Here is a 16,988-nt window from a genome sequence, read left to right as displayed (position 1 = left end):
CCCGCAAGAAGTGCGATATCGGCTTCGGGAATCAAAGACATAACCCCCGTTGTCGCCGCTTTCGTCTTCAAGTGGTGGCAGTGGTGAACCTATGCGCCACTGGGAACAGCTCGCCCCCCACGCCTGCGCTCGCGGCCAGGTACCAGGAGTTCATGTGACCAGCACATCGCAGGGACCGGAGTCCGGAGCCAGAGCGGCCCACCCGGACCACCTCGGCCATGTCATCTTCATCACGGCAGCCGCTGCGATGGGCGGCTTCCTCTTCGGTTACGACAGCTCCGTCATCAACGGCGCCGTCGAGGCGATCCGCAGCCGGTACGACATCGGCTCCGGCACGCTCGCCCAGGTCATCGCCATCGCCCTGATCGGCTGTGCGATCGGCGCGGCCACCGCGGGCCGTATCGCCGACCGCATCGGCCGCATCCGCTGCATGCAGATCGCCTCGGTCCTCTTCACCATCAGCGCCGTCGGTTCCGCGCTCCCCTTCGCGCTCTGGGACCTGGCGATCTGGCGCGTCATCGGCGGCTTCGCCATCGGCATGGCCTCGGTGATCGGCCCCGCGTACATCGCCGAGGTCTCGCCGCCCGCCTACCGCGGCCGTCTCGGCTCCTTCCAGCAGGCGGCGATCGTCATCGGCATCGCCATCTCCCAGCTGGTCAACTACGGCATCCTGCAGATCGCCGACGGCGACCAGCGCGGCAAGATCGCCGGCCTCGAAGCCTGGCAGTGGATGCTCGGCGTGATGGTCGTGCCCGCTGTCCTGTACGGGCTGCTGTCCTTCGCGATCCCCGAGTCGCCGCGGTTCCTGATCTCGGTCGGCAAGAAGGACCGGGCCCGTCAGATCCTGTCGGAGGTCGAGGGCAACGGGGTCGACCTCGACGCCCGGGTGACCGAGATCGAGACCGCGATGCACCGCGAGCACAAGTCGACCTTCAAGGATCTGCTGGGCAGCCGCTTCGGCTTCCTGCCCATCGTCTGGGTCGGTATCGGCCTGTCGGTCTTCCAGCAGCTCGTCGGCATCAACGTGGCGTTCTACTACTCGGCGACGCTGTGGCAGTCCGTCGGCATCGACCCGACCGACTCGTTCTTCTACTCGTTCACCACCTCGATCATCAACATCATCGGCACCGTGATCGCGATGGTCCTGGTGGACCGGGTGGGACGCCGCCCGCTGGCCCTCGTCGGCTCCTGCGGTATGGCCGTCGCCCTCGCCTTCGAGGCATGGGCCTTCTCCGCCAACCTGGTCGACGGCAAACTCCCCAACACCCAGGGCGTGGTCGCGCTCGTCGCGGCCCATGTGTTCGTGCTCTTCTTCGCCCTGTCGTGGGGTGTCATCGTCTGGGTCTTCCTCGGCGAGATGTTCCCGAACCGGATCCGCGCCGCGGCGCTCGGCGTCGCCGCGTCCGCACAGTGGATCGCCAACTGGGCCATCACCGCGAGCTTCCCGAGCCTCGCCGACTGGAACCTGTCGGGCACGTACATCATCTACGCCTGCTTCGCCACGCTCTCGATCCCCTTCGTCATCAAGTTCGTCAAGGAGACCAAGGGCAAGGCGCTGGAGGAGATGGGCTGATCCGCACCCCCGTTCCCGGCTCCATTCAGCCGCCGGTCGCCTCGCAGAACAGCCGCAGGCTGCGCCACCCCTCCTCGACCGGCATCCCGCCGCACAGCGGATGCAGCACCAGGCTGTCCAGCTCCCGGCCCAGCTCCGCGCACGCCTGAGGGGTGACGATCCGGTAGACGCCCTCGGCGCGCAGCTCCGCCACCGTCGTCGCCACCGAACGGACGGCCGAGCGGATGTCCTTGGACTGCCAGGAGGCGTACGTACGCGCCTCGTGCAGGAAGTGCTCCCCGTACTCGGCCCACGTCCGGTCCGGGTCCTCGGACACATGGAGCAACGGCGTCTCGGCCGCGGGCATCATGCAGAAGCCCTCCGTGCCGTGCTCCGCGCGCTGCTCGTGGTAGTACGCCTCCAGCTCGGGCAGATGCGCGCTCGGGAACAGCGGCAGCCCCAGCCTGGCCGCCCGCCGCGCCGCCGCCCGCGAGCTGCCGCCCACCAGCAGCAGCGGGTGCGGCCGGGTGAAAGGACGCGGGGTGACCGTGACCGTGCGGCCGCGGAACTCGAACGGCTCCCCGGTCCACGCCAGCAGCAGCGTCTCCAGCAGCTCGTCCTGGAGCCGTCCGCGCCTGCCCCATTCGACGCCCGCCCGCTCGTACTCCTCGGGCCGGTAGCCGATCCCCGCGACCGTGACGAGCCGGCCCGCGCTCAGCAGGTCGAGCACCGCGATGTCCTCCGCCAGCCGCAGCGGGTCGTGCAGCGGCCCGATGACCGCGGAGACCGTGACCGCGATCCGGCCGGTGGCGCCGAACACGGCACCGGCGAGGACGAAGGGGGAGGGCAGCCAGGAGTTGGCGGCCCCGTGGTGCTCCTCGGCCTGCACGGTGTCGACGCTGTGCTCGTCGGCGTACGCGGCCATGTCCAGGGCCGCGCGGTAGCGGGCCGAGAGCGAGGCGGGCGTGGCGGCTGGATCGACGAGGTTGAACCGGACGACTGTGAAGGCCATGACACTCTCCCCTTCGCCGGGCGGGCTGGGCGAGGCCGGACAGTAGCTGACGCAGCGTCAGAAGTGTAGGGGTGTGCCGCGCTGCCGTACGCCGGGGCGCGGCAGCGCCGCGTACGGACCGCCGGAGACGGCGATGGTGACGGCCCAGCCCAGTCCGTCGCGCCCGGCCCATGTGGTGGCGGGCGGACCGCTGAACCATTCCACGCGGGTGAGGAGCAGCCCGGCCACGCGAAGCCGCCCGTGTGCCAGTAGGCGCTGGTGGCGGTGGTGTCCATGAGCGCCGCCGGATCGTATGCGCGCCCCCGCAGCTGGTCCACGCCGAAGACCCCGATCCAGGCCGAGAACGTCACCGCGAGCAGGTTCAGAAAGGAGACGAACGAATCGATGAAACTGTTCGCCGCCATCATCAGCAGCGCACCCAGGAACAGGCTGATCGCGGCATTCACCGCGACCGCTCAGGTGCGCGGGACGCGGAATCCCAGCGTCTGCGCGGTGAAACCCGCCGAATACATCGACATGGCATTGATCAGCACCATGCCGAGCACGGCGACGAGCGGATACGGCACCGAGATCCAGTCCGGCAGTAACGCGCCGATGAAGGAGACCGGCTCCCGGGTGACGGCCAGTTCCGGCGTGCCGACCGCCATCACCGCTCCCATCAGCACCAACGGCAGAAACACGATTCCCGCGCCGCCCACGGTCACCGCGACCATCGCCCGGCCGGACGCGGTGCGCGGCGGATAGCGGGTGAAGTCGGGACCCGTGGGGGCCCAGCTGATGCCGTCGGCGGCCGGTGCCGATGCCCGCGACCATCATCGGCGTCGGCCCGGCCGGCTGGTCCAGGACGGCCCGCCACGGCGTCGTACCGGCCAGATGGACCAGCACGAGGACGCTGAACCCGCCGAAGAGGCACGCGGACCAGGTGGAGCACACCCGCAGCGCCCGCGCCCCCAGCCCCGAGAGCAGGAAGCCGGCCGCCATGAAGGCCGTCAGGGTCACCATGGTCAGGGCCGGGGTGCTCCGGACCCCGAAGAGCGGATCGAGCACGGCCGGCACGGCGTACGCGCCGGTGACCGTGTTCACCGTCTCCCAGCCCCAGCGTGCGACCCGGATCAGCGCGCCGGGCGCCAGGTTGCCGCGCTGCCCGAAGACGGCCCGGGAGAGCGCCATGCCGGGTGCGCCGCCGCGCTTCCCCGCGACGGAGACCAGTCCGGCCATCCCGTACGAGAGGACGGGGGCCGCCGCCGCGACGATCAGCACCTGCCAGAGGCTCAGCGCGTCGAAGACGATGAGGCCCGCGCCCAGGGTGAGCAGCAGCACGGTCATATTGGCCGCGACCCAGGTAGGGAAGAGGGCTCCGGACCCGGCCGGTGCGCTCGCCGTCCGGCACGGGTTCCAGGCCACGGGTCTCCACGCGCGGAATCGCACCTTTCCCGGCATACGGCTCATATCGCTCAGGTGAATTCGGAGGCGCCGCCCGTCCGCCGCCCGGCGGGACGGCCATTCCTCGTTTGTCGCCGCAGACTGACGACGTCGGATATTGAGACGTCGCGAGTTCCCGCCCGGAGGGCAAGGGGTGCAAGGTGTCAGAAGCTCGAAGAAGGCGGTGGCGCAGGCAAGTAGGGCACGTAGCCGGGAACGGTTCGGCCGAACCGGTCACAGGGCTTCGCCAGCCTGGGGCTGGGCCGTCAGCGTTTGACGCGGTTGCGGATAGCGAGGACGGCCAGGCCGAGAAGGACGGGTTCGGTCAGGCGGGAGGTCATCTCGATGTAGGTGCCGGCGGTGGTCAGCTCCTGTCCGGAGGTGCGGAACACCACCGAGTTGAGGGTGACGTTCAGGGCGTTCTCGAAGCGCTCGCCGGTGAACCGATTGACGGTGGGGTTCTGCGGATCGTCCTTGTCGATCTCGAAGGTGACCTTGCCCCCGCCGGCCGGGACGGTGCCGGTCGCGGTCTGCTTCGGGGTGTCCTGGGCGAGGCCGACAGCCATCAGTAAGACGATGGTGAGGAGCATGGCGGCGCCGAGCCAGGCCAGGGCCCGGGAGGCGCGCAAGCCGTAGCCGGACAACGCCCAGTACGCGGTCAACAGCCCTCGTTCACTGCGGGGGATGTCGTCGGCGTGGCGGCGCATCTCCATCTCCCCGTAGTAGAAGTCCGCGGCCCCCGGCTCGTGCTTGCCGTCCTCGAAAGCCTTGCGCAGAGCCCGGTACACCGGGGCCAGCTGCAACGGCCCGGCGCGTCCAGCGCCGAGGACTGCCACGTTCCAGCCCTGCACTGCTCCCGGCTGGCTGGCACGCCAGTGGTGTTCCTCGGCCAGGACGCGGCGCTCGGTGAACCGCACGGGCGGCCAGCGCCACCACGCGGCGGGCGGGGCGGTGTCGAAAGTGCAGGCCCCCTCCAGACGGAGTTGGTCCAGGTGCACGGTGCCGACGAACAGGCACCCCGAAAGATCGAGGTCTAAGAGGACCAGATGGGCGGCGTCCACCCCACGCAGCGACGCCACCCGCACCCTGGGGTCGCAGGGGATCGGCAGGATCGGAAAGGGATCTTCGGCGAGCTGTCGGCCGTTGGTGAGCACGAACGGATCCGGCTCGGCGGCGATCGTGAGGGGGTACTCGAACACCGCATGAGCGAAGTCCACCGTGGCGTAACGCAGGCGGATCTCCGCTGTCGATGACCAGCGAGTACGAAGGCACTCCAAACGGCGCGCAGCGAACGAGAGGGTCACCGGGCCACCGAACGCCGCACCGGACAGCACAACCCGTCCAGCACACGCCAAAGGTCCGAACTGGTCAGCTGCTACGAAGGTCGTCGACTCGAACCCGGCGTCGCCCTCGAAGGTCGCTGAATCGAACCAGGTTTTGCCCTTGAAGGTCGCATCCATGAACAGGGCGTCGCCCTGGAAGGTGGCCGAGATGAACCTGGCGATGTCCTTGAAGATTGCCATGAGGAACCCGGCGTCGCCCTTGAAGGTCGCCGAATCGAACTGGGCGATGACCTCGAAGGTCGTCAGGCCGAACTCGGCGCGGCTCTCGAAGGTCGCCGCCTCGAAGGTTGCCGAGCCGAACCCCGCGCTCCCCATCTCGAAGGTCGCCTGGCTGAACCCGGCTTGGCCCTTGAAAGCCGCCGATGCGAAGTTGGCGCTGCCCTTGAATGTCGCCGACTCGAACAAGGCGTCGCACTCGAAGATCGCCGACTCGAACAAGGCGGTGCCCTCGAAGGTGGCCAATTCGAACTTGGCATGGCCGAACCGGGGATGCCCGGTTTCGGGGTCGCGGAGGCCGTTGAGGAGGGCGTTGAGAAGAGGTTCGGTGAAGTTGGTGCCCCGGTGGTCGATGCTGGTGCCGGGAGTCAGGACGGCCAGGTAGGCGTCGCGTTCGTCGTCGGCGAGGTGGGCGAGGCATACGGTGTGGCCGGGGAGGTGGATGCCGCGGCAACCAACGGGGTCGGCAGCAGGATCTGCACCGTGTGCGCAGTGCGACCAAGGCGGCGGTTCGGATGTGCTCATGGTGCGGCGGCTCCACGGTGTCAGGGTGCCCATATGGACGCCCTGCGGACGGGAACGGTTCAGGCTCGACGCTGACAAGCAGCGTCGGGGGAGGCTCCCACGCCGCGAAGATGCCGTACTTGCCTGAAGAACCCGTAGATATCCGTCAGGCACGGAGCATTGAGGCACACATGCCTCACATGCCTGTTGCCTGTCGCCCGCTCGACACCCGAGATAACGGTAGGGATTCACGGGTTCACGGCAGAAGTTCGCACGAACACGGCAGAAAGTTACGGAGAGTAGCGGTATGGGTATGATTTGCGTGCGGTGTGTGCCGTACGTCGAGCCTGTCGGTTCCGACTCCAGTGCCCAGCTGGAGAGCCGATGGTCCGGCCCGAAACGAGGACACGGTGAGTAGAGGCGAAGGGTATTGATCAACAGGAGTCGAAGGGGAGAATGGGAGCTGAGACGAATTCGGATCCAACTCCGGCGCAACGAGCAAGAAATCAACTGTTGGCGCAGCCTATTTTTGGTCGCAATAGTGGACGCGTGGCAACCTGCCAGAATTAGCGTCGTACGTGTTCCGATGTCACCAGTGATACATGGTCAGACGATTGGTGGTGGGGGCCGTTCTCAGGGTTTCACTGGACATCGTTTCGCTTTGGCGATCTTCAATTAATGCTGTGCGGTACTTCAAGGAGACGCATCGTGAGCGAGTCGACTTACCAAAACATTACCGCAACAGTGCGGCCGCCTCGGTGCGCCATTTTCATTAACAAAAATCTTGAATATTGGAGGAAAGTGGCCAATGTTGCCATCACCCAAGCATCTCAAGTGTGGGGCGGCCGCTATTTTCTGATCGTGCCCACAGATGGGGAAGTGATTGAAGACAAGTTTTGGGAGTTGCTTGAGGCCTACAGTCCGGATTATCTCGCAGTCTGCAATCTAACATTCACTGACTTCGAAGAAGCCAGCCCAGAAAAATATGCGGAGATCAAGCATTTTCATAAAAATGGCCAACAAACTAGGGATTGGACCGACGCAGAGTTCGAGGATTGGTTTACGAGTAGCGCTGCGCAGTCGCAAGTGGATGAGCTGATCATCAGTGAAAGCCTAAGTAAGGAGCTCATCTACCGACTGAGTCCGTTTCATCACAGTGATGCGGTCGACCAGTATCTGACCAGTACGTCAGGCTTCGGGTACCCTTTCACGAAGATCGCAAAGATTATCTCGGCGACAACCAGACACATTGGATTCGTGAGGCTCCCGCCGGTAATTAGTGACCCAACTTTTCAGCTACTCGTCCATTCTGAGACGGGAGTGGGGAGTAGCGAGTATGTCGACGATATTAGCGAAGCTGGGTTCACCGCGAGGCGAGTGCCAGACACGTATAAACTGACAAACGTTTTGACTCATGTGCAAGGACCGCAACGTCCTTTCCTGGGTGAGCATGAAGAACCGCACCTAGATGAAGAGTTTATGTCAAACACTCCATTCGGTCTAAGTATGTTGCACCTGGGGCAATATTACAGGGCCGGCAATCACCGGTCAGATAAAGAACCAGTGGTGGTAGTGCTTGGCGACACTGTAGAGGACTTTTGCTTCTATTACTCGTTGTCCCGTATGCATGACGGAATTCGGTGGATTCCACAGGCCTGGCTGCGTTCTTCTACTAAGGCGCGGAATGCGGCCAGGAAACGTCATGAGCAGGGACTGGAAGTAGAAAAATTCACGCTAGAGCAGCAAGGCGCACGCGAGCTTGTCGCTGTTGTTTCCTCCCTAATTCGTTACGGTCATAGCGCCAAGCATGTGCAGTTGTGCAGCATGAGTCTTAGTCAGCGGCAACTCGTTGCCTATCGCACCCAGATTGGAAGGCTCGCGTACTTTGAGCCTGACAAGTTTGTGTCCAAGATTGATTGTGTGCCCATTGACAGCATATCTACCTCTTGCGTGCTTCGAGTCTACGAGATCGACAACTACGTCAACCATCGCAGTATGGTGTTCGTTGATGGGAAGAGCGTCAGTCCCTTTGATACACCGAAGCCCAAGAGTTTTAGCTCAATCAGGCTCCCCGACCACTATTGGCTGACATCTCTTCAAATCGAAGGATACCAAGCGCCGTCGCTACCGACGCTGGGGCCGAAGCTTGCTAATCTTCACAACTCGACCACTGAGTCGCGAGTGGCTAACGACGGAATCGCTTACCTGTGTCCGAACTCTATGATTTTCGGCACTGACCTTGATGCCATCATGGTTCGGCCGAAGATTGAGATGCCAGACGCGTTGAGTCTCATCAACTTCTATTTCGCGAATGTTGGCATCACGGCAAGGTACTCGGATAAGGGCAAGTACTTCAATGACGCGATCTGTCGTTTCGGTGGCCTCAATGCGTTGGGTGAGTTCATCAAGGCCAAGATGACCCGATCCATTCTAGATAAGTTTATGCAGACCAATAAGAATGCCGAGAGCGGTGTCTTTTACGTCCGAACCGACCAGCGCTCTTATCTAGACCTTGATGCGTTTTCGGAATGCATGGGCAGCCCGCAGGCGGCAGCGGATCTCATAGATGACATGCTTACCAAGGAGATTATTTACCGGGGATACATCCTCAAGTGTGAGAGGTGCAGCCTTTCCTCTTGGTACAGCATGGACGCCCTATCTTCTACCTTCACGTGTAATCGTTGTTCTTTCCAGCAAAAGTTTACGCAGAAGCATTGGAAGAACGGCATGGTGGAGCCTCGGTGGTGCTACAAGCTCGCTGAGACCGTCTACCAGTTCTATGAGAAGAACTCGCACCTTACAGCTCAGGTGCTCTATAAACTTAAGTCGCAGTCAAATGCGGCGTTTCACTATGCTCCCGAGATTGATCTGATCGATTTCTCCGGTCCGGGTGAGAGTCGCGAGATGGACGTTGCTTGTATTCTCGACGGTCAAATCATCTTTGGGGAGTGCAAGACGGAGACGCTAAAGCTGAGGGACGTTGTAAAGTTCGATCAGATTGCGCAGATGCCGATCAAAAATCCCGCTAGGGTCATTTTCGCGACGACGAAGCCTGTCTCGGAAGAATTCAAAAATCGGATGAGCCAAGTGCCCAACGCGGAGCTAATGGTTCGCGGCGATCTGTATGATGACTAACTGCAAGTTGTAGTGAGCCTTATCCAACTGGCGGTGCTGACCGCGAGCTGGACCGATGAAGCTCCTGGCAGACGGGTTCTCGACCAAGTCCACCCGCACACTGGCAGGAGCTTCGCCCGCTCTTCTATCTGTCCTCAATTGATCTGGCCAACCGCACCTTGCGAGTTCCTGACTGGACAACACCCTGTTGCCGATCAACCGAGTCGACACCCCCTACTCCGGGAAGCATAGGCCCGCACGGCATGAACGTGCAGATTCTCATCGATCCGTTCGGACGGTTGCTCTGGGCCTTGCCGACTCTGCCCGGCTCGGCTCACGACCTGACTGCCGCGCGGCAGCACGGGATCATCGGTCCTTTACCGAAGCAGGACCTAAATGTTGGGCGGACAAGGCGTTTCAAGGCGCCGGCGGACCCGTCCGGGTACCGTTTCGGGGCTGGCGCCTCAAGCGGCGGAAACGCCGCCCCAACACCATCCACGCAAAGACCCGCTGTCTCGGTGAGCAGGCCACGTCTGCCCTGAAGGATTGCGCCTTCTGCGGGAACTCCGCTGCAGCACCAATCGAATCACCGACGCTGTGAAGGCCGTCCTCGTCCTTCACGACGCATCAACATGAGGTTGGGGAAAGCTCAGTGCCCTCAGAAGATCTGGAGCTGCTTGCCGTGGTAGCGCCGGATGGATGCGTAACCCGCCCATGGGCGTCCTGCTCGTGCGGCGTGTAGTTCGGTGGCTAGGGGGCTGTAGCCGAGGGCCTTGGCTACCAGTGCCGGCGGCATCTCCAGGACAAGATCGCGCAGGGCTGAGTTCCGCCCGCGACGGATGGGGATACCGCCGTCCCACAGGCCTTTGTGGAGGGTTGCGATTGCCAAGGGCTGCCCTGGGACCGCGCCAGGGAAGAGCCAGCGGGTGCGGTTGTTGCGGGCAGTTGTCGTGTGGCGTCGTTGCGGCAGGTAGTCGCGAAAGAGCTGGTCAAAGGGGTGGGGAACAGGGACGGGTTCCCCACCGGTGAGGTGAACGATGACCTCCTCGTCGGTGATCTCGATGTCGTCGATGCTCATGCGTGAGATCCGTGTCACTGGCTGAGCGAAGAGAAGGACGAGTAGCCCGAGTACTCGGGTTTCGAGACGGATAGAGCTGTCTTCGGCGATGCGTCGGAGGAAGTGCAGTCGCTCGATCTGGCCGATGGAATCGAGCTTGGCCGAGCGGATCCAGGGGAAGTCGACCGGGGCCATGACGCGGGTGCGAACGGCCCAGTGCACGAAGGTTGCCGCGCTGCGGCGGGTACCTGTGCCGGTGGCGAGCCATTCGTCCACGTGCCCTTGTGTACAGGTCATAGGGGTGCGGCCGCGCTCCCGCAGCCAGGCCAGGAAGTCCGCTCCGGCACGGACGTCGGCGCGGGCCCGGGCCACGGTCGTCGGTGCGACAGCCCCGCGGGCATCGAGCTCACGCAGACGCCGTAGATGGTGCCAGGTGGCGAAGCGGCGAACTAGCTGCTGATCCTCGGGGTTGGCGATTTGCGGCGTCTTCCACTCCAGCCAGCGTAAAAATTCCACCTCGGCCCGGTTACGTTCTGCCAGGATCCCGGTAGTGACGAGAAGTTCGCGTGTGTGCTCTGCGGCCTGCCGTGGGGTGAAGTTGTCAAAGGTCTCGTGGTCGAGGGGCAGACTGCCGTCTGCGAGTCCGCGCAGGAGCGTCTTGACGTGTGGGAATCGGGCCCACAGCCGGGCGCTGACCGGTCGATCCTGGGTGACCAAAGCATCGACGAGCGGACGCAGCGGCGGCGCGATCTGGCCTGTGCCGTCATCGAGAAGGGTTGCCAGGTCGTCCTGGAGGCAGCAGCGATGGCAGAGGCCTCGACGGCCGCGGTCGGCTTCTTCCCCACAACGTGTGCAGTGGAAGTCACGGGGGATGCCCGCGCAATCGCGGCAGATGGGGACACGGTCTGCGTCGAGGCCGGGCAGGAGCCGTTCGACGCCGCAGGCTGGGCAGGCGCCGCGGCACTGCATGGCACGGTAGTAGCAGCGGCCACAGACGAATCCCTCGGGCCATTTGGCGACGCCGTAGCGGCCGTTGACGACGCCGCAGCGTGCGCAGGGCTTCTTGCAGCGGGGCATATCAATCAGTCCGTCGTACTCGTGCCCGTCGCGGGCGGATGGTGCTGTTCAGGTCGATGACCGTGGGCCCGCCGGAGGCCGCTCGACGGGGCTGCTGAGTGGTCTGTACTTCGAATCGGCAGAGGTCCTCGACGCTGCACTCCAGCGCGTCACAGAGGGCGCCGAGCAAGGCCAGTGACAGGCGTTCCGGACGTTGGCCAACCAAGCGGTAGATCTGTGAGGCTGACAGGTCGATGCTCCGATCCTTGAGAAGCGGAATCAAGTCGGAGATGTTGTTGAGGCCGCGTGCTGCCATGATCTCCCGCAAACGCCAGGAGTACGTCACCGAACGGTTCATGGAGCGACCTCCCCCACAGTCACTCGGTGCCCGATGCGATCCAGGGCAGCCCGCACGGTGCGGGCCCGGTAATCGGGGGAAACATGCGTGTAGATCGTGGTGGTCGACGCATGTTCGTGGCCGACCTGCTGCTGCACGAACAGAGAGTCGTAGCCGGCCTCGATGAGGTGGGAAACGTACGACCTCCGCAGCGAGTGGAAGTCCAGTCCTTCCGCTAGCCCCAGCTCGTGCCGGCAGCGCGTGAACAGGGACGTCACGGAGGAGAGACACAGGAGCGATCCTCGCTCCGAGGGCCAAAGAACGGGGGAGTCGGCCTCTGCGAGCAACGGGCGGACCTCCTCGACCCACTGCCCAAGGGCGTCCGTTGCCCAGTCGAACAATGGGACCGTGAGCACGGCCCGCCGTTTGGGCGGTGAACCGCGCATGGCCTTCCCGAAGCGGACGTGGACGATGCCGTAGCTGCCGAACTCCGGAGCCTTGGGATTGCTGCCCAGATCGCACAGTTCGAGGCGTCGGACCTCGTTGCGGCGCAGGCCCCAGCTGTATGCGACCTTCAGCAACGTGGCATCGCGGAAGGCGGTGAGCCACCCCTTGCGGCCGGAGGACTGCGCGGCCACGGCGCGCTCGTCGGCGTGGTCGAACAGCGCCTGCAGTTCGTTGTGAGTGAGGGCTCGCTTGCCGGGCCCTGCCTGGGCTTCCTGGGTGTGGCGGGCAGTGTTCCACTCATGGCAGACCTGCACGGGATGGGTGCCGAACCGTGTCTCACACTCGGTCGACCAGCCGTAGGCAGGATCGGTGAGATAGCCCATGAAGAGCCTGATCCCAGTCTGATAGCCGAGCACCGTCGAGCGGCTGTTCCGCCGGACTCCTCGCGCCTCGGTGGTGAACTCGTCCACGTGCGCGGCCGTCCATAGCCACGGGTCGGCGTCGGTGAAGGCTCGGAAGCGCCGGATGAGCGCTTCTCGTTGCTCGACCGTACCGAAGCTGAGATTGCGGGCCAGCTGCTGGTTGCGCCAGCCGTCCAGCATTGCCTGGAAGACCTGGTCCTCCGGGCGCAGTAGGGGCACACCGGCCGCCAGATACAGGTGAGCCGATCCGTCAATGGGCGCCATGGGCCGCCTCGCATGGATCGCGAAAAATTCGCATGTTCTGCGAACGACGCTGGTCAGAGCAAGGACACGCGCGGTCATCACATTGTGTGGGTGGAGACCGAAGGAGCGGCTGTAGCCCTGTGCTGACATGTATAAACACTCTCGACTGCACCAGACACGCAGCTCAGAGGTGTTCTGCTGGACGGACTCCGGTGGGCCGTGATTGCTCGTACGCGCACCGTCACGGGTTCGCACCTTCTGCGATTCCCCACCTTTCGTGACTGATACTGGGTGGGTTATGGAATTCGTCATCCTTGCTGTAGTCATCGCCCTGGTCGCGGTCGGCGTGATCAGCGGGCTCGTGGTCAGCAGCCGCAAGAAGAAGCAGCTGCCCCCGGCACCGTCGAGCACGCCGACCATCACTCCTCCCGCCGAGCCCCATGTCGGCGAGGAGGCCGAGACGCCGCGCGACGAATCGCGCCGCACCATCGAGGAGGTCGGGCTCCCGCCCGCCGAGACCGCCGACGAGCAGGCTCCGGAGGTCGTCGCGGCCCCCGCGCTCGACGTTCCCGAGCCCACGGCCGGCCGTCTCGTACGGCTGCGGGCCCGCCTCGCCCGCTCGCAGAACTCCCTCGGCAAGGGGCTGCTCACGCTCCTGTCCCGGGACAACCTCGATGAGGACACCTGGGAGGAGATCGAGGACACCCTCCTCACCGCCGACGTCGGCGTCGCCCCCACCCAGGAGCTCGTGGAACGGCTCCGGGAGCGCGTCCGGATCCTCGGCACACGTACCCCCGAGGGGCTGCGCTCGCTCCTGCGCGAGGAGCTCCTCACCCTGCTCGGCACCGACTTCGACCGTGCGGTCAGGACGGAGGGCGGCGTCGACACCCCGGGCGTCGTGATGGTCGTCGGTGTCAACGGCACCGGCAAGACCACCACCACCGGAAAGCTCGCCCGGGTGCTCGTGGCCGACGGCCGCAGCGTCGTGCTCGGCGCGGCCGACACCTTCCGGGCGGCCGCCGCCGATCAGCTCCAGACCTGGGGCGAGCGCGTCGGTGCCCGCACCGTGCGCGGGCCCGAGGGCGGCGACCCGGCGTCGATCGCCTTCGACGCGGTGAAGGAAGGCATCGCCGAGGGCGCCGACGTCGTACTGATCGACACGGCGGGCCGGCTGCACACCAAGACCGGCCTGATGGACGAGCTCGGCAAGGTCAAGCGGGTGGTCGAGAAGCACGGACCGCTCGACGAGATCCTGCTCGTCCTGGACGCCACCACCGGGCAGAACGGCCTGGTGCAGGCCCGCGTCTTCGCCGAGGTCGTCGACATCACCGGCATCGTCCTCACCAAGCTCGACGGCACCGCGAAGGGCGGCATCGTCATCGCCGTCCAGCGCGAGCTGGGCGTACCGGTGAAGCTGATCGGGCTCGGCGAGGGGCCGGACGACCTGGCCCCGTTCGACCCGGAGGCGTTCGTGGACGCCCTGATCGGGGACTGAGACCCGCAGGCGGAAAGAAGCCCGGCCGCATGACCCGTGCGGCCGGGCTCTCGCTGAGCTGGGACGGACCGCCCCCTGGGCGGCTCAGTCGCAGGCCTGTGGCTCAGCCGCAGGCCGCCCAGCGGTGGCAGATGTACGCCAGCGTGCCCAGCAGCAGCCGTGCCTCCGGCGGCGCCGCCGCGGTGTCCAGGGCCGGTGACCGCAGCCAGCGGACCGGTCCGAGGCCGCCCTGGTCCGACGGCGGTGCGGTGATGTGGGAGCCGAGGCCCAGCGCCCGCAGATCCAGCCCCGCGTCGTCCCAGCCCATCCGGTACAGCAGCTGGGGGAGTCCGGCCGCGGCGCCCGGAGCCACGAAGAACTGCGCCCGGCCGTCCGGCGTCACCGTCACCGGGCCCAGCGGCAGCCCCATCCGCTCCATCCGTACCAGCGCCCGGCGCCCGGACTGTTCGGCGACATCGAGGACGTCGAAGCCGCGGCCCACCGGCAGCAGCATCGAGGCGCCCGGCACCTCGGCCCAGGCGCGCGCCGCCGTCTCCAGCGTCGCCCCGGCGGGGACCTCCCGCGCGAAGTCCAGCGGATGCGCGCCGGGGGAGGGGCAATCGGCTTCCCCGCAGGAGCAGTTGCCGTCCGCGGCCCGCGCACCCGGTGTGACGGCCCAGCCCCACAGCCCCGTGTACTCGGCCACCGCGGTGCCCTCGGCCGCACGGCCGCGGCGCCGTGAGCCGGATCGCAGTTCGCGGATGCCGCCGATCGTGAAGCCCATGCCCCCTCCAACGGGTCCAACTCGCCGGTGGTTACGGACCGGAGCTCTCTTGTGACACTCCGCCGTTCCTGTTGTTTCTGCCGATCCGGCTGGACGTGGGGCGCGCACCGGAGTGTCCGAGTCGGTCCGCACGCCCCTGAATGCGCCTTTGCGCCCACCGCTGATCGCTCTCTGTCAAGTGAATCGCGCCCGGCCGTAGTGGCGTTCATCCGAAGGGGTGGCGAATGGTGGCGTTTCCGCAATCACCCTCGCTGAGGGGGTGATCGTAGGATTACCGTCGGTACACGAACCATGGAAGTATGTGCTCCCATGGGTATGCCGGAGGCAACCCGATTTTCTGTTCGATGGTGTGCAACCTCCGTACGGACAGCATCGGTTCACGGCATTCTGACAGTGGTTCGCGGCGGACAGTATTCGGCGGGATGGGGGCGTTCCAGTGAGTGGCAGCGGCGCAGGCGATTCGAATGCCGGTAAGCGTCCGAACGGGCAATTGGGATCATGGTTCGTGCGCAGCGGCTGGTCGAAGGGCGAGCTGGCCCGGCAGGTGAACCGCAGGGCACGCCAGATGGGTGCCCACCACATCAGCACCGACACCTCCCGGGTGCGGCGCTGGCTCGACGGCGAGCAGCCGCGCGAACCGATCCCGCGCATCCTGTCCGAGCTGTTCTCGGAACGCTTCGGTGCAGTCGTCGCCGTCGAGGACCTGGGGTTACGCGCCGCGCATCAGGCCCCGTCGGTGGCCGGCGTCGATCTGCCCTGGGCCGGACCGCAGACCGTCGCCCTGCTCAGCGAGTTCTCCCGCAGCGACCTGATGCTCGCCCGCCGGGGCTTCCTCGGCAGCTCCCTCGCCCTCGCCGCCGGCCCCGCCCTCATCGAACCCATGCAGCGCTGGCTGGTGCCCGTCGCCTCCGCCGCGGTCGCGGAGCCGGACCCGGCCGCCGCCGCCCGCCGCCCCTCCCGGCTCTCCGGCCCCGAGCTCGACCTGCTGGAATCCACCACCGCGATGTTCCGCCAGTGGGACGCGCAGTGCGGCGGCGGACTGCGCCGCAAGGCCGTCGTCGGCCAGCTCCACGAGGTCACCGACCTGCTCCAGGAGCCGCAGCCGGCCGCCACCGCCAAACGCCTGTTCCGCTGCGCCGCCGAACTGTCCGAGCTCGCGGGCTGGATGAGCTACGACGTGGGCCTCCAGCCCACCGCCCAGAAGTACTTCGTCCTCGCCCTGCACGCCTCCAAGGAGGCCGGCGACAAGCCGCTCGGCTCGTACGTGCTCTCCAGCATGAGCCGCCAGATGATCCACCTCGGCCGGCCCGACGACGCCCTCGAACTGATCCACCTCGCGCAGTACGGCAGCCGCGACTGCGCCACCGCGCGGACCCAGGCCATGCTGTACGCGATGGAGGCCCGCGCCTACGCCAACATGGGCCAGCCCAGCAAGTGCAAACGGGCCGTCCGGATGGCCGAGGACACCTTCCTCGACGCGGGCATCGACGGCGAGCCCGAACCCGACTGGATCCGGTTCTTCTCCGACGCCGAGCTCAGCGGCGAGAACTCCCACTCCTACCGCGACCTGGCCTATGTGGCCGGCCGCAGCCCCACGTACGCCTCGCTCGCCGAACCCGTCATGCGCAAGGCGGTCCAGCTCTTCGGCGAGGACGACGAGCACCAGCGGTCGTACGCACTCAACCTGATCGGTCTCGCCACGGTCCATCTCCTCAAGCGCGAGCCCGAGGAGTCCACCGTGCTGGCCGAGAAGGCGCTGCGCGTCGCCAAGAAGGTCCGCTCCGAGCGCGTCAACACCCGGCTGCGCAAGACGGTCGACACCGCGGCCAGGGACTTCGGGGACATTCCCGAGGTCGCCCGGCTCACCGATCTCCTCACCGAACAACTGCCCGAGACCGCCGAAGCGGTCTGACGGCACCCCTGCCCCGGCCACGACGACCACCCCGCACAGACCGACTTCGGCTCCCCCGATTGCCAGGTCAGTGGGTGGTCGCCGTGGCCGGTT

At 65.7% G+C, this 16,988-nt stretch carries 10 protein-coding genes and 2 pseudogenes; 5 read left to right on the top strand and 7 right to left on the bottom strand.

Annotation, left to right across the window (positions count from 1 at the left end; translation table 11 throughout):
• Positions 1-154 precede the first annotated feature (154 nt).
• The gene (locus tag ACZ6S6_RS27560) at positions 155-1,573 is read left to right on the top strand and encodes a sugar porter family MFS transporter (RefSeq protein WP_469707234.1); all 1,419 of its coding nucleotides are present in this window, start codon (positions 155-157) and stop codon (positions 1,571-1,573) included.
• 25 nt (positions 1,574-1,598) lie between these two features.
• Here ACZ6S6_RS27560 and ACZ6S6_RS27555 read toward each other — a convergent pair whose 3' ends face one another.
• From ACZ6S6_RS27555 to ACZ6S6_RS27545, 3 genes and pseudogenes are all read right to left on the bottom strand, one after another.
• A complete protein-coding gene (locus ACZ6S6_RS27555; protein WP_469707232.1) occupies positions 1,599-2,564 on the bottom strand; it encodes an LLM class flavin-dependent oxidoreductase in 966 nt (321 codons plus the stop codon).
• Between the two features lie 57 nt (positions 2,565-2,621).
• Positions 2,622-3,978: pseudogene (locus tag ACZ6S6_RS27550) on the bottom strand (purine-cytosine permease family protein).
• Between the two features lie 274 nt (positions 3,979-4,252).
• Positions 4,253-6,070 carry a pentapeptide repeat-containing protein gene (locus ACZ6S6_RS27545; protein ID WP_469707230.1) on the bottom strand — a complete coding sequence of 606 codons (1,818 nt, stop codon included), beginning with the start codon at positions 6,068-6,070 and terminating at the stop codon, positions 4,253-4,255.
• 687 nt (positions 6,071-6,757) lie between these two features.
• Between ACZ6S6_RS27545 and ACZ6S6_RS27540 the strand changes: the two genes are divergently transcribed.
• A complete protein-coding gene (locus ACZ6S6_RS27540) occupies positions 6,758-9,184 on the top strand; it encodes a hypothetical protein (RefSeq protein ID WP_469707228.1) in 2,427 nt (808 codons plus the stop codon).
• 172 nt (positions 9,185-9,356) lie between these two features.
• A pseudogene (locus ACZ6S6_RS27535) lies at positions 9,357-9,799 on the top strand (transposase family protein); the annotation flags it as partial.
• Positions 9,800-9,821: 22 nt separating this feature from the next.
• Here the strand turns inward: ACZ6S6_RS27535 and ACZ6S6_RS27530 are convergent.
• The 3 genes from ACZ6S6_RS27530 to ACZ6S6_RS27520 are packed head-to-tail and all read right to left on the bottom strand — an operon-like array spanning position 9,822 to position 12,746.
• On the bottom strand, positions 9,822-11,297 hold the full coding sequence (locus ACZ6S6_RS27530) for a hypothetical protein (protein WP_469707226.1): 1,476 nt from the start codon (positions 11,295-11,297) through the stop codon (positions 9,822-9,824).
• A gap of 1 nt (position 11,298) precedes the next feature.
• Positions 11,299-11,634: a helix-turn-helix domain-containing protein gene (locus ACZ6S6_RS27525; RefSeq protein WP_469707225.1), complete on the bottom strand. Its 336-nt coding sequence runs from the start codon at positions 11,632-11,634 to the stop codon at positions 11,299-11,301.
• Positions 11,631-12,746, bottom strand: a complete 1,116-nt coding sequence (locus ACZ6S6_RS27520) for a tyrosine-type recombinase/integrase (RefSeq protein ID WP_469707223.1) — start codon at positions 12,744-12,746, stop codon at positions 11,631-11,633. The genes ACZ6S6_RS27525 and ACZ6S6_RS27520 overlap by 4 nt, the downstream gene beginning before the upstream one ends.
• Before the next feature lie 277 nt (positions 12,747-13,023).
• On the opposite strand from ACZ6S6_RS27520, the gene ftsY reads away from it, so the two are divergent.
• Positions 13,024-14,220, top strand: coding sequence for a signal recognition particle-docking protein FtsY (ftsY, locus tag ACZ6S6_RS27515; RefSeq protein ID WP_469707221.1), 1,197 nt, complete (start codon positions 13,024-13,026; stop codon positions 14,218-14,220).
• 103 nt (positions 14,221-14,323) lie between these two features.
• Here ftsY and ACZ6S6_RS27510 read toward each other — a convergent pair whose 3' ends face one another.
• Entirely contained in the window at positions 14,324-14,983 is a 660-nt protein-coding gene (locus ACZ6S6_RS27510; protein WP_469707219.1) for a bifunctional DNA primase/polymerase, read from the bottom strand.
• Between the two features lie 436 nt (positions 14,984-15,419).
• Between ACZ6S6_RS27510 and nsdA the strand changes: the two genes are divergently transcribed.
• The gene (gene nsdA / locus ACZ6S6_RS27505) at positions 15,420-16,895 is read left to right on the top strand and encodes a transcriptional repressor NsdA (RefSeq protein WP_362963533.1); all 1,476 of its coding nucleotides are present in this window, start codon (positions 15,420-15,422) and stop codon (positions 16,893-16,895) included.
• Positions 16,896-16,988 lie beyond the last annotated feature (93 nt).

The sequence above is a fragment of the Streptomyces sp. NPDC048671 genome (assembly GCF_055587045.1).
This window is presented reverse-complemented; position numbering and strand designations above follow the sequence as displayed.

What these genes read in the sequence shown, in the direction of transcription:
- ACZ6S6_RS27555 (WP_469707232.1), bottom strand. Translation starts at nt 2,564, where the DNA reads ATGGCCTTCACAGTCGTCCGGTTCAACCTCGTCGATCCAGCCGCCACG.
- ACZ6S6_RS27545 (WP_469707230.1), bottom strand. Translation starts at nt 6,070, where the DNA reads ATGAGCACATCCGAACCGCCGCCTTGGTCGCACTGCGCACACGGTGCA.
- ACZ6S6_RS27530 (WP_469707226.1), bottom strand. Translation starts at nt 11,297, where the DNA reads ATGCCCCGCTGCAAGAAGCCCTGCGCACGCTGCGGCGTCGTCAACGGC.
- ACZ6S6_RS27525 (WP_469707225.1), bottom strand. Translation starts at nt 11,634, where the DNA reads ATGAACCGTTCGGTGACGTACTCCTGGCGTTTGCGGGAGATCATGGCA.
- ACZ6S6_RS27520 (WP_469707223.1), bottom strand. Translation starts at nt 12,746, where the DNA reads ATGGCGCCCATTGACGGATCGGCTCACCTGTATCTGGCGGCCGGTGTG.
- ftsY (WP_469707221.1), top strand. Translation starts at nt 13,024, where the DNA reads ATGGAATTCGTCATCCTTGCTGTAGTCATCGCCCTGGTCGCGGTCGGC.
- ACZ6S6_RS27510 (WP_469707219.1), bottom strand. Translation starts at nt 14,983, where the DNA reads ATGGGCTTCACGATCGGCGGCATCCGCGAACTGCGATCCGGCTCACGG.